We start from the raw sequence: 15,390 nt of genomic DNA, 5'->3' as shown, positions 1-15,390 counted from the left end.
CGGGAGAGTCACGTTCTCGCGCGAGCGACGGGTCACCGGCCGTCGTCAGCGAGCGCCTCGTCGGCGGCCGCCTGGACCCGCTCGTCCGAGTGGTCCTCGCGGGCGTCCCGAAGCGCGCCACGTGCTGCATCGCGGTCGACCTGTCCCAGCAGGGCCGCGGCCTGCCTGCTGACGGCGATGAACCTGTCGTCGAGCGCGGCCACGAGCGTCCTCGTCCTGTCCCCGTCGAGGACCGCCAGGTCACGGGGCGCTGCGCCGCGTGCGACGGCCGACAGGAGGTACTGTCGGGCCAGATGGTCGTTCTCGGTTGCCGAGTCGTCCCCGCCCGCAGCGGCGAACGCGTCGAGTAGCGCCTCGACCTGTGCTGGGGTAAACTCGTAGGTGACCCGCGAGAGCGCGTGGTAGAGTCCGACCGCCCCGGCGGCGCGAACGCCGGGGTCGTCGGCGATGGCGTACGGCAGCACGTCGCCGACCACCGTGGCGTCGGTCGTGACCGTCAGCGCCTCGGCGGCCGCGAGCCGAACCCGCTGGTCCGGGTCGTCCAGGCGCTCGACCAGCGGGTCGGCGGTGACGACCTCGTGGTAGACCTCGGCAGAGCCGAGGACTTCAGCGGCGGTCGCGCGAACGAGCGGGGACTCGTCGGAAAGCGCCGCGCGGACCTCCTCGGTCGCGTCGTGACCGTACTGAAGCGGGTTGCGACCGACCTCCTGAATGCGCTCGGCCCGTTCCTCTGGGTCGATCGGGTCGTCACTGTCCGACCCCGGAAGCCAGGACAACAGACGCCGGAGCATCAGTGCAATCTGACTGCCGCGAGATGATAAGTCTTGAACCTGCGCACCCACCGGCGCGCGAGGGCGCGTACCCGCGCAGTCCTGCGTTTTGACTCCCGCTCTGGCGAAAGCTTCAAAGCCTGGGTACGCGTAGGCAGGCTCGAATGACCACCCACGCACCGGGAGGTGGGCCGCCGTGGAACTGATTATTACGGAAAAGAACAACGCCGCGCGGCGCATCGCCGAGATTCTCAGTGAGGAAAGCGCCGAAGCCGAACGCCGGAACGGTGTCAACGTCTACCGCTGGGGCGACAAGCGCGTCGTCGGCCTTTCAGGTCACGTCGTCGGCGTTGACTTCCCGCCGGAGTACGGCGACTGGCGCGACGTGGAGCCCGTCGAGTTGATCGACGCCGAGATCACCAAGTCCGCGACCAAGGAGAACATCGTGCGGACGCTCCGGGAACTCGCTCGCAGAGCCGACGAGGCCGTCATCGCGACGGACTACGACCGGGAAGGCGAGTTGATCGGCAAGGAAGCTTACGAGATTATCCGCGACGAGACGGAGGTGCCGATCAAGCGAGTCCGGTTCTCCTCTATCACCGAGCGCGAGGTCAAAAACGCATTTGTGGAACCGGACGACCTCGACTTCGACCTCGCGGCGGCGGGCGAGGCCCGTCAGATAATCGACCTGATCTGGGGCGCGGCGCTGACGCGCTTTCTCTCCCTGTCGGCCCGGCAACTGGGCGACGACTTCATCTCCGTCGGCCGGGTGCAGTCCCCGACGCTGAAGTTGATCGTCGACCGTGAACGGGAGATCGAAGCCTTCGAGCCCGACGACTACTGGGAGTTGTTCGTCAACCTCACCGAGAACGGAGCGGTCTTCAAGGCGCAGTACTTCTACGACGACGACGGCAAGGAGGCCGAACGCGTCTGGAACGAGGGCGCGGCCGACGAGGCCAGCGGGCGGTTGCAGGCCGCGTCCAGTGCGACGGTCACCGAGGTTCGGCGGCGCACCCGGACCGACGAGCCGCCGGCGCCGTTCAACACCACGGCGTTCATCAGTGCCGCGGGGTCGCTGGGCTACTCGGCCCAGCGAGCGATGAGTATCGCCGAGGAGCTGTACACTGCCGGTTACGTCACGTACCCGCGCACGGACAACACGGTGTACCCCGAAGACCTCGACCCGGAGGAACTGCTCTCGGCCTTCGCCGACACGAAACCGTTCGGCGAGGACGCCGCCAGCCTCCTCAACCTCGACGAGATCGAGCCGACGCGGGGCGACGAGGAGACGACCGACCACCCGCCGATTCACCCGACGGGTGAACTCCCGAACCAGAGCGAACTCGACGACGACGAGTGGGAGGTGTACGAGCTCGTCGTCCGGCGGTTTTTCGCGACGGTCGCGGAACCCGCCACCTGGGAACACCTGCGCGTGGTCGCCGACGCCAACGGCTGTCAACTGAAAGCCAACGGCAAGCGCCTCGTGGGACCGGGCTACCACGCGGTCTACCCCTACTCCAGCGCAAGCGAGAATTTCGTGCCCGACGTCGAGGAGGGCGCGGAACTGGCCGTGTCGGACGTGGAACTGGAAGCAAAGCAGACCCAGCCACCGCGCCGGTACGGTCAGTCGCGGCTGATCGAACGCATGGAGGAACTCGGACTCGGGACGAAGTCGACGCGGCACAACACGATCGAGAAGCTGTACGAACGCGACTACATCGAGCAGGACCCGCCGCGGCCGACGACGCTGGCGAAGGCCGTCGTCGAGGCCGCCGAGGAGTTCGCCGACCACGTCGTCAGCGAGGAGATGACCGCCGGACTAGAGGCTGACATGGCGGCCATCGCTGGCGGGGAGGCGACACTGGACGACGTGACCGAAGAGTCCAGAGCGATGCTCGAACGCGTGTTCGAGGAACTCCACGACTCCCGCGAGGAGGTCGGCGACCACCTCCAGGAATCGCTCAAAGCCGACCGGACGCTAGGCCCCTGTCCCGAGAGCGAGCACGACCTGCTGGTTCGACAGAGCCGGCACGGCTCGCATTTCGTTGGTTGCGACGGCTTCCCGGACTGCCGGTATACGCTGCCGTTGCCGAGCACGGGCCAGCCGCAGGTAATCGACGCGGCGTGCGAGGAACACGAGCTCCGGCACGTCAAGATGCTCGCCGGGCAGGACACGTTTGTCCACGGCTGTCCACAGTGTGCGGCCGACGCGGCCGACGAGAGCGAGGACGAGATGATCGGTGACTGTCCGGAGTGTGGCGCGCCGTCGACGACGAGAGACGGAAGCCGTGAGAGCGAGGCACAAGACGCCTCGGACCGCTCGGGCGGACGAGACTCACGAGAGGAGTCCGCCGACCCGGAGGCCGGCGCCCTCGCAATCAAACAACTCCGGAACGGCTCGCGCCTGGTCGGCTGTACGCGGTATCCCGACTGTGAGTACTCGCTGCCACTCCCGCGCCGGGGCGACATCGAGGTGACCGACCAGCAGTGTGAGGAACACGACCTGCCCGAGTTGACCATCCACAACGGTGACGAACCCTGGGAGCTGGGCTGTCCGATCTGTAACTACCGTGAGTACCAGGCCCGGCAGGCGGTCGACGACCTGGTGGACCTGGACGGGCTCGGCGAGCGGACGGCAGAGAAACTGGCGGAGGCAGACGTCGAGACGCTGGCGGATCTGGAAACTGTCGACCCGGACGAGATGGCGACGACGGTCCAGGGGGTCAGTGCCGACCAGATTCGGGAGTGGCAACAGCAGGCCGGAGCCGAAGCGGCGGACTGAGCGGTGACTGCCTTTCCGAAGTAGTTTTTACCGTCCACCGGGATGAGCCGGGTATGAGCGGGCCATGGACGGAGTGGGACCATATCCTGAAAATCGACCCGGACAAGTCGTTGGTCGACGGTGAGACGTTCGAGGACGTGGCCGCGACCGGGACCGACGCCATCGAGGTAGGCGGCACCACTGGGATGACCGGAGAGAAGATGTCGCGGGTCGTCGACGCCTGCGGGAAATACGATATTCCGATCTATATCGAACCGTCCAACCCGTCCTCGGTCGTCCACAGCGACGCACACGACGGCTACCTCGTCCCCATCGTAATGAACGCCGGCGACGTAACGTGGACGACCGGCGCACACAAGGAGTGGGTCCGACTCGACGACGACATCGACTGGTCGCGCACCTGGACGGAGGCGTACATCGTGCTCAACCCGGAGGCGTCGGTCGCCACCTACACCGGGGCCAACTGCGAGCAGAGCGCGGACGACGTGGCCGCCTACGCCGAGGTCGCCGAACAGATGTTCGGCCAGGAGATCGTCTACGTCGAGTATTCGGGCACGCTCGGCGATTCAAAAAAGGTTCGGGCCGCCCACGGCGCGCTCTCGGAATCTACGCTGTTCTACGGCGGCGGTATCCACGACTACGACTCGTCTCACCAGATGGCCCAGGAATCGGACGTGGTGGTCGTCGGCGACCTCGTCCACGACGAGGGCGTCGACGCCGTCCGCGAGACAGTCGACGGTGCGAAAGACGCGAACTAGTCCTGCTGTCCGTCCGGTCCGCCCGTTTCGTCCGCGAGCGGCCACAATGGCGTGCCCCGTGGCCCGTGTCCGGCCGCCGCGACGGTCGCTTCGATTCCGAAGACATCGGCCAGTAACGCCTCGGTGACGACGGACTCGGGCGGCCTGCAGGTGGCCGACGGGAGAGACGCTAAACTGCTCCCGCTCAGAAGACGATTCGTTCGACCATCCGACGGAGGATGCCGGGTCGGTCGGAGTGTGCGGGTTGGATCTGGACGGCCGTGCAGTCGACGCTGTCGACGATCCAGTCTGCCGGGCGGCCGAACAGGCTGCTCCGGAGGCGACCGCCGTCGGTCCCGATTATCAACACGTCGGCCGGGTCGGCCGCGGAGACGAAGTCGCGCGCCGGGTCGTCGCTCTCGACGACAGAACGGTACACTGGCACCGAACAGAGTGTCTCCAGTTCGGACAGATACTCCTCGATGGTCTCGCGTTGGGGCTCGGTCGCGCTCCCGGTGACGGGGTAGAGGAGGTCGATGCGTGACTCGGTCTCGCTCGCCAGTGCGTTCGCGATGGCGATTTTCTGCGGATCGAACGGGCCGTCGTCGGTGACGACCGTGATCGAGTGGATGTCCGTGAGGTCCCGATCTTCGATCAGCAACACGTCACAGGGAGCCTTTCGGGTGATCCACTCGACACTCGTGCCGAAGATCGGTGCGTACGGCGACTCGTCTCCGCGTTCGAGCAGGAGGAAGTCCGCGTCCTCGTGTTCGGCGAAGTTGACGACTGCGTGCCTGACGTCGTGGCTGACGATTTCGCCGTACTGGATCGGCACGTCGAACGCCTCCGTGAGGTCGGCCGTCCGCCGCTCGAAGGCCTCGTCGGCGGGCGAGAGCGTTTCCGAGACCTGTTCGAGAGGGGCCTGGTCGGGCACCTCGTCGAACTGGACGACGGTGACGCTCCCGTTGTTCTCCCGGGCAATGTCGGCTGCGATCCGGACCAGTGAGCGCTCGCGTTTCGCGCTCGTGTCTTCCGTGATCGCTACGAGCGCCTCGTATCCTTCGACCTCCTCGAACGTCGACTTCGTCCGCTCGATTGCTTCCTGTCCGATTGCCCGTCGGAGCACGTCGGTGGCTGCGCCCTCCCGCTCGACCTTCCCGCTGGCGTAGTAGAAGTACCACAGGACCGACCCGACAGTGATGACCACCGCGCCGACCAGCGCGTCCTGTCCCATGAACCCGATGAGCGCGAGGCCGCCGACGATCCCGGCGACCTGGGTCCAGGGGTACAGCGGTGACTCGAAGCTGGGATCGTACTCGCCGACGTTGCCCTCGCGGAAGGCTACGACTGCGCCGTTGACCAGCGCGAAGACGACGATCTGGAAGGCGCTGGCGAGTTTCGCGATCTGTTCGATGGGGACGAAGGCGATGAGCAACAGCATGACGACGCCCGTCAGCGTGATCGCTTTCGAGGGGGTCCCCCACGACTCGTGGATCTCCGTCAGCGACGGGGGGGCGAGTTTGTCGCGGGCCATCGCGAACGGGTACCGTGACGAGGAGAGAATGCCCGCGTTGGCGGTACTGACGAGCGCGAGGACGGCCGCGACGATGACGGCGACGACGCCCGGGAACGCCAGCGTCGCTTCGGCGGCGTGGATCATCGGAACGTTCGAGTCACTGAGTAGGTTCGGCGGCGTGACACCGACCATCACGACGACGATGAGAACGTACAGGAGCGTCGTGAACCCCAGCGAGATGAGAATCCCCAGCGGGATGTTCCGGTCCGGGTCCTCGATCTCCTCGGCGATGCTCGCGACCTTGGTCACGCCGGCGTAGGAGACGAACACCAGACCGGTCGCGGCGAGCAACCCGCCGGTCCCTTTCTCGAAGAACCCGCCGTAGTAGCTCCCGGTCGCGCTCGGCAGGCCGGAGACGACGAACCACACCATCGCGAGGAGCATCACGACGACGATACCGATCTGAAGCCGGCCGGTCTGTTTCGCGCCGACGAGGTTGACGGCGATCAGGAGGGCCGCCAGCGCGAGCGCGATCGGCTTGACAGGGAGGTCGAATAGGTACAGCAGGTACGGGACGCCACCGATGAGCGCGAACGCGCCCTTGAACGCGAGCGAAAACCACGTTCCTACGCCCGCGACCGTCCCGAGCAGCGGTCCCATGCCACGCTCGATGTAGATGTAGGTCCCGCCGGCTTCTGGCATCGCGGTCGCCATCTCTGCCTTGCTCAGCGCCGCTGGCAGGACGAGAACCCCGGCGACCAGATAGGCGAGGATAACCGCCGGGCCGGCCGTTTTCAGCGCGATACCGGGCAGAATGAAGATGCCGCTTCCGACCATCGCACCGACGCTGATCGCGATCACTGCAGGGAGCCCAAGGTCTCGTTCGAGTTCTTTTGGCATTGTGTGAGCGGTAAAACGTATCGTCAGGTTCCGGATTCCGGTTCGGTGAGTCGCTCGCGGACGGCTCCGGCCAGCAACGACGGCGGGTCCACGAACCGAATGTCCGTCTCCGCGAACGCGTCGCGGTAGGTCGCGTCGGTGACACAGGCAATCACGGTCTCGACGCCGCAGCAGGCACGCAGCAACTGCGCGGTAAACAGTGCCGTCCGGTCCGGGTCGAAGGTCACAATGGCCGTATCGAACCTCTCGACGACCGGATAGAGACTGCTCGCGTCGGTCACGTCGACACAGTGTGCGTCCAGTCCTTCGTCCGCCGCTCGGCGGACGAGGGACCCGTCGTCGCTGACGAAGCGAACAGTTGCGGATTCATCGAAGCGTGACGCGAGCCCTCTCCCTCCGTCACCACCGACGACGACGACCGACGCCGTGTCGGCCGAGAGAACGGCTTCTGACCGGTTTTGCTTGGGTATCATTGGTCTTCGTTTGAGTGGGATGGACGTGGCTATTCGGGGAGCAACGCGACCCGAATGCCGGTGTTCGCCCGCCTCCTACTCGGTAGTGGCTGTTGTATCCGCATAAATCAACCGGTTATTCTGCGGAAAAGGTAAACAGAACCCCTTGTTTGTGGGAACGCGTTACAGGACGTCGCTAGAGTCGGTCAACTCTCGGGTGAAAATCCCTCGTACGCGTGGACGTACTCGTTACGGATGATGTCCTCGTCGACGACCTCCAGACCCAGCGCGTCGAGTTCCTGTCCGATCCGGCTGAGGTCGTCGCCGTCCCGGCCGACGACCTCGACGTGGACGTTCTCGCTGCCAGTCATCACTTCGCGGACGGCGACGACGCCCTCGATTTCGAGCGCCTGTCGGGCCAACCGCTCCCGGTCTGGAATCTCGGCGTTACAGACGATGAGGGTGTGTAGCTGGAACCCGGTCCGCTCGTAATCGACGTCGAGGTAGTAGCCGTTGATGACGCCAGCGTCTTCCAGCCGGTTGATCCGGTTGCGGACAGTGCTGGCGGCCACGTCCATCTCCTCGGCGATGGTGCTCGCGGACGTGTTGCGTGCGTCGTGCTGGAGGCGATAGACGATGCTCCGGTCCAGGTCGTCCAGTTCGACGATATCGTCTCTGTCGCTCATAGCGAGTGAACTGGACACCTAATAAAAAGTGTACCGTCGTCGCGCCTCGTCGTGTGCCTGACGGGAAACGCGGGGGCTTAAGTCCCGGCCGCCGATAGCCGACAGCATGGACGACCGTACATACACCGCAGCCGCCGAGCCGGGCGACACGGTCACCGTCGCCGGCTGGGTCCACGAGATTCGAGACCTGGGTGGTATCGCGTTCATCATCATCCGCGACACGACCGGGAAGATTCAGGTCAAGTTCGAGAAAGACGAGATGGACGACGACCTCGTGGAAACGGGTCTCGACGTGCACCGCGAGAGCGTCGTCGCCGTGACCGGCGACGTGGAGGAAGAGGACCGCGCGCCCACCGGCGTCGAGGTCGTTCCCGACACCGTCGACGTAGTCGCCGAGGCCGACCCCGAACTACCGCTCGACCCGTCCGGGAAGGTCGACGCAGAACTCCCGACTCGGCTGGACAACCGGACGCTCGACCTCCGGAAAGACGAGGTCAAGGCCATCTTCCAGATCCGCGCCGCGGCGCTCGCGGCGGTCCGTGACGCCTTCCGTAGTCTCGGCTGCACGGAGATCAACACGCCAAAAATCGTCGCGACCGGAACCGAGGGTGGCACCGAGCTGTTCCCGATTACGTACTTCGGGCAGGAGGCCTTCATGAACCAGAGCCCGCAGTTGTTCAAGCAGTTGATGGTCGGCTCCGGCCTCGAACGTGTCTTCGAGATTGGCCCGATTTTCCGCGCCGAGGAACACAATACGCCTCGGCACCTCAACGAGGCGACCTCTATCGACTTCGAGTCGGCGTTCTACGACTACACGGAGGCGATGGACGCCTGTGAGACCATCGTGAAAGCCGCCTACGAAGGCGTCGCCGAGAACTGCCAGGACCAGCTCGAAGCCCTCGATATGCAGGACGAGTTCGAGGTCCCCGAAGGTGATTTCCCGCGGCTCACGTACGAAGAGGCCCTCGAACGGATCAACGCGACGGGCGAACTCGACGAAGTGCTCGTGTGGGGCGACGACCTCTCGACGGAGGCGGAACACGTCCTCGGACAGGAGGTGGGCGAACACTACTTCATTACGGACTGGCCCAGCGAGATCAAGCCCTTCTACATCAAGGATCACGACGACGACGCGGACGTGTCGACGGGCTTCGACATGATGCACCCGTCGATGGAACTGGTTTCAGGCGGCCAGCGTGAACACCGCTACGACCACCTCGTTGAGGGCTTCGAACAGCAGGGTCTCGACCCAGAGGCTTTCGAGTACTACACCAAGATGTTCAAGTACGGCATGCCGCCCCACGCCGGCTGGGGTCTCGGCGGCGAGCGCCTCATCATGACGATGCTCGGACTGGGCAACATTCGGGAGGCTGTGCTGTTCCCGCGAGATCGCCAACGTCTGAGCCCGTAGGGCGAAGACGTTGGGAGCCCACGAGACGAGTGCAACGAGTCTCGTCAGACCGGCAGCGACCCAGTCGGTAGGACTGACGACTGACAGTCGAGCGGGAGCAGCGAGGGAGCGTAGCGGACTGACCGTGTCGCCGGCGCTCCGCGTCGGCTTCAAGCGACTCCAACGAAGTCACACTGTTCCCGCGAGAGCGACTGCACTCCGACGGGCTGGCCTGCGTCACTCGCTCGCTCCCACGGCCTGTTCGCGCGACTCGCCGGTGAGGTGGAGACCGTGACTGTCGATCCCGCGGACCACGCGCTTGGCCTGTGGCCGGGTGAAGCACTTGTCGGCGATTGCGGCCCGGACGACGACGCCGAACGTGCCGGTCACCGTCGCGCCGAACCCTCGGCGACAGTCCGGAGCCGCCGGTCTTCGGAGACCAGCCCGACCGTCGGCTCGTCGTCCGCACTTCCGACCGCCGTCTCACCCTCAAGCGATTCGTCCACGCCCGGCGACGCGTCCGTCGCGTCGAGGATTCTCCGTCACGCGTAGCGCGTCGTCGGTCCAGTCGGTTTCGACTGCGTGGCCGTCGACGAACCGACCGACGTTCGCTCGCGCCGGCTCGGTCGTCACCTCTGCACAGACGGCGTCGGGAACGGCGACGGCCCCGTCGAAGGCACCGAGCAGGTCGAGTTCGACCACCTGTGTGAGTGCGCTGGCCGCCGTGGCGTCGAGGGAGAGCCGAACGACCCGACCGCGGACGACTGTGGAGACAGCGGAGTGGCCGACTGGGGGACGCTGGCGACGGGATCGGTGTCACCGAATCCGCCGGGGCGTGTGTCAGGACCGCAGCCCCTCGTCGAGCGTCGCCAGCGTCCGTTTCCAGGCTTCCGCGTCGGCCCGGGCGTACCCCGCGGGAGTGCCGCCCATGTCGAGTGTCAGCGGCCGGCCGGGCACCGGGAACGGTCGCGTCGCCCGTTCGGTCGTCGGGTGGTAGGGGAGCTTGATATCGTGCCCAGCGGCGGGAACTCTGAGGTGGTCGTAACTGTGTGCGTACGCCTGCTCGTCGAGGTGTGCCGTCGCCCGCGTCGACAGACGGTCGGCCGGCCAGACGCGGTCGTCGCCGCCGGTCACCAGCAACACGGGACCGCCGATTGCTTCGACGGGTGTCGTCGCCGCCCGGACCCTGCTGTCGCTCGCGCGAGACAGTCCGCGCTCGAACAGCGGTCGGAGCGACAGCGCCCGGCCACGGAGCCACCGGGCGACGGCTCGCAACCGGAAGCCGGGCGGTCTCGCCAGCGGGACGTATGGCAGGGGCTCGCCGTCGACGGTCCAGGCCGAACCGGCGTCCGACAGCAGCCGGTTTCCTTGGAACGTAACGGGACTCGGTGCGTACCCGATGGCGGTCCGAAGTCGCGCACAGCGGGACGCCACGAGCAAGGCGAGTTCGCCGCCCCGCGACCAGCCGACGACCCCCAGCGGCTCGGGCCGGACCCGCTCGCGCTCGGCGAACCACTCGACCGCCGACTCGACGTACTCCAGCGGGACCTCGACGAGTCGGCTGGGGAGGCCCTCGCGGCCGAAGTACGCCAGCGCCAGCACGGCGTAGCCGCGCGATGCCAGCAGCGACGCGACACGACGAGAGGGGAAGCCACCACTCGACCCACCGAGCAGGACGACGCCGGGGTGGGACCCGCCACCGCCCGAGGAACCGACGGATGGTTCGTACAGTTGTGCGACGAATTCGGGGTGGTCGACCGGTTCGTCGGCGACACCCTCGCGCCGGAAGCGTCGCTCGACGGTGGCGCTGGCGACGCGTTGCCCGCCAACAGTCGCGGTGAGTGAGACGTTGCCGTCGGTCTGGGTTCGCTCGCGGGGGGCAGGACGGGCACCGATTCGCTCGGCCGACCAGACAAGCCCCATCGCGTCGGCCGCCGCGTACGTGCCGTCGAGAGGACGCTGCGTGTCGAGGTCGACGGTCCCATCGTCGTCGGTCCGCACCGTCGCCCGGGACTCCCAGAGACCGCCGTCCAGCGGCATCCGAGCGCGAACGGTCACCTGCCGCCACGGCGGGAAACCGGCGAGCCGGACCGAGAACCGTTCGTCGACCAGCGCGCGGTCGGGGCTGACGACGACTCGCGGCGTGTCGCTCATACCACGGGTCTGGCGGGCAGCGGTGAAACCGATGGCGGCTGACGGTCACATTCGGAAACCGCGACGGCCACCCTTTATTCACTCGGGGCCCCGACCGAGAGGCATGACCGAAGCCGAGGCGTTCGTCCCAGGCCACGTGACCGGCTTTTTCACCATTCACCGGGACGACGACCCGACGAAGACGGGCTCCCAGGGCGCGGGGCTGACGCTCTCCGACGGCGTCACCGTGACCGTTCGACCGGCCGAGGAGACGAGTGTGCGCTGTAACGACGTCCCGGTCGAGATGGAAGCGGTCGAGACGGTACTAGAGACGCTCAGGGCGACCGCGCGTGTCGACGGTCAGACGCCGCTGCCCATCGGTTCCGGGTTCGGCGTCTCGGGTGCGATGGCGCTCGGCACTGCCCTGGCGGTCAACGAGGCGCTCGACCGCCGGCTCTCGGAGAACGAACTCGTCACTATCGCCCACGGCGCGGAGGTGCAGGCGGACACGGGGCTTGGCGACGTGGTGGCACAGGCCCGCGGTGGCCTCCCAATCCGACTGGAGCCGGGCGGACCGCAGGACAACCTGCTGGACGCGATTCCGGCCCGCGGCCCCGTCGAGTACCACGCGCTGGGCGAACGCTCGACGGAGGATGTCATCTCCGGCGACGCCGACCTGCTGAACCAGGCCGGAAAGCGCAGTCTCTCGCGGGTCGTCGAAGAACCCACGCTGTCGTCGTTCATGCGTGCATCCCGACAGTTCGCTCGCGAGGCCGAGTTGCTCACACCGGCGGTCCGGGACGTGATTCTGGACGTGAACGAGGCCGGCGGGGACGCCTCGATGGCGATGCTCGGTGAGACCGTCTTCTCAATCGACGGCGGGCTCTCGGCGGCCGGCTACGACCCGTCGACCTGCCGAATCGACCCGACGGGTGCGCGTCTGCTCGAATAACCCTCGTCGTCGGTCATCGGCAGAGGTGTGAACTAACAACACGTTTAAGATATCGAGTGGTCCAAACGTCGAACTGTAACAATGGCAACCGGGTCGCAGCCGGACAGCGTCTCCTACGGACTCTACGACGAGTACATTGGGGAGCCACGGACGAAACCGGAGGTGTACGGCTACTGGGTACTGGTGGTCGGACTGGTGGCGGTACTCGCCGGCGCGGGGGTGCTCGTCACCGGTCGGACGGGAGTGCTCCCGCTCTCGCGAGTGGCGGTCACGGAACTCGTGCTCGCGCTGGGGGCCGCAGGAGTGCCACTCTTCGTGCTGGGAACCGTCCTCCAGTTGCCTCTACGCCGACGGGCGGTCCCGGTCGCGGCACTGGGTTCGCTCGTCTCTGTCGGAGCGGTCGGGTACTTTTTTCGGGCCTATCCCGGCCGGCTGGGGACCACAGACGGACAGCTGTTTTTCGCCGGGTATGGCGGTGGCCTGGCGCTTCTGGCACTCGTCGCTGCGCTGGTGCCCGTGCTGACAGGCCGGCGAGGCTACTTTTTGCCCGACGAGGACGTGGCCGCGATGGGGTGGGTGGTCGAAGCGGAGACGGAGACACGCGTCTCCGACGTGCTGGTCGGCAACGCGGACCGTGACGGCGTGTTCGCGGTCTTCCCGGGTGAGTCAGGCTGGCACTGGTGGTTCGTCGAGCAGGCGGCCGTCGCCGACGGGGCACAGGCTTACGACAGCCAGAACGACGCCGAGACGGCGCTGGAGGAGATCAAAACGAAGGTCGCCGGCGCGAGTCTTCTGGAAATCAATCACGCTGCCTTCCGCCTGTACCGCGACACGGACGGGAACGGCGACGGCGGCGCGGGCGTTCGCTGGACGCTCGTTGACGGGGACGGTGTCGTCCTTGCCGACAGTGACGGCAACTACGCCGACCGCGAGACGGCCGAGAGCGCGGTGAATCTGCTGAAAGAACACGGTCCCGGTGCCTCGTTGCTCGACGTGGACGAGGGTGCGTTCGAGGTCTACGGCGACGGGGCGGCACGGAGTCCCGCCGAGAACCGGGCCGGGGCCGGTGGCGGGGACTGGCGCTGGCGGCTGGTCGACGAGAACCGTGGCGTCCTCGGCGAAGGGCCACGCGCCTACGACGACCGTGACGACGCCGAGGCGTCGATCCGGTCGATTCGAGAGGCCGCCCGCGAGTCGCCGGTGATGGACGTGGAACAGGTCGGTGTCGAACTGGTCGAAAACGGGGGGCGCTGGCGCTGGGAGATGGTCGACGCCGCCGACGACAGTATCATGCGGTCGAGCGACGAGTTCGAGAGCCGCGAGGCGGTCGAGGCGTCAGTCCGACGCATCATGGAGGGGGCTATCGATATGCCGTTTCTCGAAGCTGGGTCACCCGCTTACGAACTCATCGAAGGCGACGACGCCGGGTGGCGCTGGCGACTGGTGGACGCCGACGACGAGGTGGTCGCCAGGTGTGACGGCGCGGTGCCGTCCGAGGAGAGCGGCCGCTCGGTCGTGGGTCGGATCAAGGACGTCGTCGCGGACGCGTCGGTCGTCGAACTCGACGACGCCGAGTACGAGATCTATCCCGAGGGCGACCAATGGGCCTGGCGACTCGTCACCGAGGACCGCAACATCGTCGCGCGCAGTCCGGCCAGCGCGACCTTCGAGGACCCGGCGGATGCGGAGGCCGCCGTCGAGGGGATGCGCGAGGAGATCGAGACCGCCGACCGAATCGAGTTCGGCAGCGCCGCGTTTCACCTCTACGAGGCCACCGAGGGTGGCTGGAACTGGCGGCTGGTCGACGCAGACGGGAGCGTCGTCTCCGACAGCGGGCAGGAACACGCCTCCCGCGAGGACGCTGCGGCGGCGATGAACACGATGAAACAACACGCGCCGGAGGCCGACCTCGTCGAAATCGGGAGCGCCGCGCTGGAGCTGTACGAAGCGGCGGCGGAGTGGCACTGGCGACTGGTCGACGCCCGCGGGGAAACGCTGGCCACCAGTCCCGGCCGCTACGACAGCGACGAGGCCGCCCGCGAGGCGATGGACGCCCTCTCACTGTTGGCCCCGGAGGCCGACACCCGCCGGATGGACGCGGCGCTTTTTCAGGTGTACATCGGCGAGGGCGAGCGCCGACAGTGGTGTTGGCGGCTCATCCACCCCGACGGGAGTACCATCGCCCGGGACCTCGGCGGATTCACCGACCGGGAGAGTGCAACCGAGTCGGCCACGTCGGTCGCCGACTTCGCCGCCGATGCGGCCGTCCACACCGTCGAGGACGTCGCGACCCGCTTCTCCGTCACCGAGGGCGAGGAGGGCGAGGTCTGGGAGTGGGAGATCGTCGACCGGGACCGCGAACCGCTCGCCGTCGGCACCGACAGGTTTCCCTCCCGCGACGCCGTGGCCACGACCGCGCGACTGGTCCGGGACAACGTCGGTGGTGCGAGCGTCTTCGCGGTCGACCCCGCAGCGTTCCGGCTGGAAACGGTCGGCGACGACGAGGGCGACCCTTGGCGCTGGCGACTCGTCGACCCCGACCGGAACACACTGCTGGTCGGGGCTCGAACCCACGAGAGTCGTGAGAGCGCACGAGCGGACCTCTCACGGGCTCGCGAACTCGCCGGCGATGCGGGCCTGCTGGACTTCGATCTGGCGGCTTTCGAGATCACCGAGCGAGCGGAGGGGTGGAGCTGGCAGTTCGTCGACACTGCGGATAACACCGTCGGCCGCAGCGGCCCGACCTTCGAGTCCCGGAGCGCGGCCGAGCGTGCACTCGCGTCCGTCCGGGACGTGCTGACGACGGCGAGCCTGCTCGAGATCGAGTCGCCGGCCTTCGAACTCCACGACGGTGACGGGGACGACGGCTGGCGCTGGCGGCTGGTCGACACCGACGGAACGACCGTCGCCGAGAGCAAGCGGACCTACACCACCCGCCGCGAAGCCCGGGAGGCGCTGGGCGGCCTCCGGGAGTTCGGTCCCGACGCCGCGACCGAGGTCAAGGCCTGACCCGGGGCCGGGAATTGACAACTGTCGCGGTCGGGCGCTCACCGGGCGATTTTTCATACCGTC

Annotated in this window: 12 protein-coding genes; 5 read left to right on the top strand and 7 right to left on the bottom strand. The window is 67.1% G+C overall.

From position 1 onward, the window contains the following. Positions 1-32: 32 nt before the first annotated feature. Positions 33-791, bottom strand: coding sequence for a HEAT repeat domain-containing protein (locus tag Q0964_RS05095; RefSeq protein WP_299264276.1), 759 nt, complete (start codon positions 789-791; stop codon positions 33-35). Positions 792-966: 175 nt separating this feature from the next. Here Q0964_RS05095 and Q0964_RS05090 point away from each other — a divergent pair, with 175 nt between their 5' ends. Together Q0964_RS05090 and Q0964_RS05085 are read left to right on the top strand one after the other, a co-directional pair. Next, entirely contained in the window at positions 967-3,552 is a 2,586-nt protein-coding gene (locus Q0964_RS05090) for a DNA topoisomerase I (RefSeq protein WP_299264275.1), read from the top strand. Between the two features lie 53 nt (positions 3,553-3,605). Beyond that, positions 3,606-4,310: a phosphoglycerol geranylgeranyltransferase gene (locus Q0964_RS05085; protein ID WP_299264272.1), complete on the top strand. Its 705-nt coding sequence runs from the start codon at positions 3,606-3,608 to the stop codon at positions 4,308-4,310. 184 nt (positions 4,311-4,494) lie between these two features. Here Q0964_RS05085 and Q0964_RS05080 read toward each other — a convergent pair whose 3' ends face one another. The 3 genes from Q0964_RS05080 to Q0964_RS05070 form a co-directional block, all read right to left on the bottom strand. Continuing rightward, the gene (locus tag Q0964_RS05080; RefSeq protein ID WP_299264265.1) at positions 4,495-6,705 is read right to left on the bottom strand and encodes an amino acid permease; all 2,211 of its coding nucleotides are present in this window, start codon (positions 6,703-6,705) and stop codon (positions 4,495-4,497) included. Positions 6,706-6,728: 23 nt separating this feature from the next. Then, positions 6,729-7,178: an NAD-binding protein gene (locus Q0964_RS05075; protein ID WP_299264262.1), complete on the bottom strand. Its 450-nt coding sequence runs from the start codon at positions 7,176-7,178 to the stop codon at positions 6,729-6,731. A 185-nt stretch (positions 7,179-7,363) separates the two neighbouring features. Then, positions 7,364-7,843 carry an Lrp/AsnC family transcriptional regulator gene (locus Q0964_RS05070; protein ID WP_299264259.1) on the bottom strand — a complete coding sequence of 160 codons (480 nt, stop codon included), beginning with the start codon at positions 7,841-7,843 and terminating at the stop codon, positions 7,364-7,366. A 106-nt stretch (positions 7,844-7,949) separates the two neighbouring features. Between Q0964_RS05070 and aspS the strand changes: the two genes are divergently transcribed. Continuing rightward, entirely contained in the window at positions 7,950-9,254 is a 1,305-nt protein-coding gene (gene aspS, locus Q0964_RS05065; protein WP_299264256.1) for an aspartate--tRNA(Asn) ligase, read from the top strand. Between the two features lie 216 nt (positions 9,255-9,470). Here aspS and Q0964_RS05060 read toward each other — a convergent pair whose 3' ends face one another. The 3 genes from Q0964_RS05060 to Q0964_RS05050 form a co-directional block, all read right to left on the bottom strand. Continuing rightward, positions 9,471-9,623, bottom strand: coding sequence for a hypothetical protein (locus Q0964_RS05060; protein ID WP_299264253.1), 153 nt, complete (start codon positions 9,621-9,623; stop codon positions 9,471-9,473). A gap of 99 nt (positions 9,624-9,722) precedes the next feature. Then, positions 9,723-9,935: a hypothetical protein gene (locus tag Q0964_RS05055; protein WP_299264251.1), complete on the bottom strand. Its 213-nt coding sequence runs from the start codon at positions 9,933-9,935 to the stop codon at positions 9,723-9,725. Between the two features lie 138 nt (positions 9,936-10,073). Beyond that, positions 10,074-11,387: an acyl-CoA thioesterase/bile acid-CoA:amino acid N-acyltransferase family protein gene (locus tag Q0964_RS05050; RefSeq protein ID WP_299264248.1), complete on the bottom strand. Its 1,314-nt coding sequence runs from the start codon at positions 11,385-11,387 to the stop codon at positions 10,074-10,076. Between the two features lie 103 nt (positions 11,388-11,490). On the opposite strand from Q0964_RS05050, the gene Q0964_RS05045 reads away from it, so the two are divergent. After that, positions 11,491-12,318, top strand: a complete 828-nt coding sequence (locus Q0964_RS05045) for a pantoate kinase (protein WP_299264245.1) — start codon at positions 11,491-11,493, stop codon at positions 12,316-12,318. Between the two features lie 81 nt (positions 12,319-12,399). Continuing rightward, positions 12,400-15,327 carry a DUF1508 domain-containing protein gene (locus Q0964_RS05040; RefSeq protein WP_299264243.1) on the top strand — a complete coding sequence of 976 codons (2,928 nt, stop codon included), beginning with the start codon at positions 12,400-12,402 and terminating at the stop codon, positions 15,325-15,327. Positions 15,328-15,390 lie beyond the last annotated feature (63 nt).

Source organism: Halorientalis sp. (assembly GCF_028275115.1).
Lineage (GTDB): Archaea > Halobacteriota > Halobacteria > Halobacteriales > Haloarculaceae > Halorientalis.
Note: the sequence above shows the minus strand (reverse complement) of the source record. Positions and strands in the feature narration are given on the sequence as shown.

What these genes read in the sequence shown, in the direction of transcription:
- Q0964_RS05095 (WP_299264276.1), bottom strand. Translation starts at nt 791, where the DNA reads ATGCTCCGGCGTCTGTTGTCCTGGCTTCCGGGGTCGGACAGTGACGAC.
- Q0964_RS05085 (WP_299264272.1), top strand. Translation starts at nt 3,606, where the DNA reads ATGAGCGGGCCATGGACGGAGTGGGACCATATCCTGAAAATCGACCCG.
- Q0964_RS05080 (WP_299264265.1), bottom strand. Translation starts at nt 6,705, where the DNA reads ATGCCAAAAGAACTCGAACGAGACCTTGGGCTCCCTGCAGTGATCGCG.
- Q0964_RS05075 (WP_299264262.1), bottom strand. Translation starts at nt 7,178, where the DNA reads ATGATACCCAAGCAAAACCGGTCAGAAGCCGTTCTCTCGGCCGACACG.
- Q0964_RS05070 (WP_299264259.1), bottom strand. Translation starts at nt 7,843, where the DNA reads ATGAGCGACAGAGACGATATCGTCGAACTGGACGACCTGGACCGGAGC.
- aspS (WP_299264256.1), top strand. Translation starts at nt 7,950, where the DNA reads ATGGACGACCGTACATACACCGCAGCCGCCGAGCCGGGCGACACGGTC.
- Q0964_RS05050 (WP_299264248.1), bottom strand. Translation starts at nt 11,387, where the DNA reads ATGAGCGACACGCCGCGAGTCGTCGTCAGCCCCGACCGCGCGCTGGTC.
- Q0964_RS05045 (WP_299264245.1), top strand. Translation starts at nt 11,491, where the DNA reads ATGACCGAAGCCGAGGCGTTCGTCCCAGGCCACGTGACCGGCTTTTTC.
- Q0964_RS05040 (WP_299264243.1), top strand. Translation starts at nt 12,400, where the DNA reads ATGGCAACCGGGTCGCAGCCGGACAGCGTCTCCTACGGACTCTACGAC.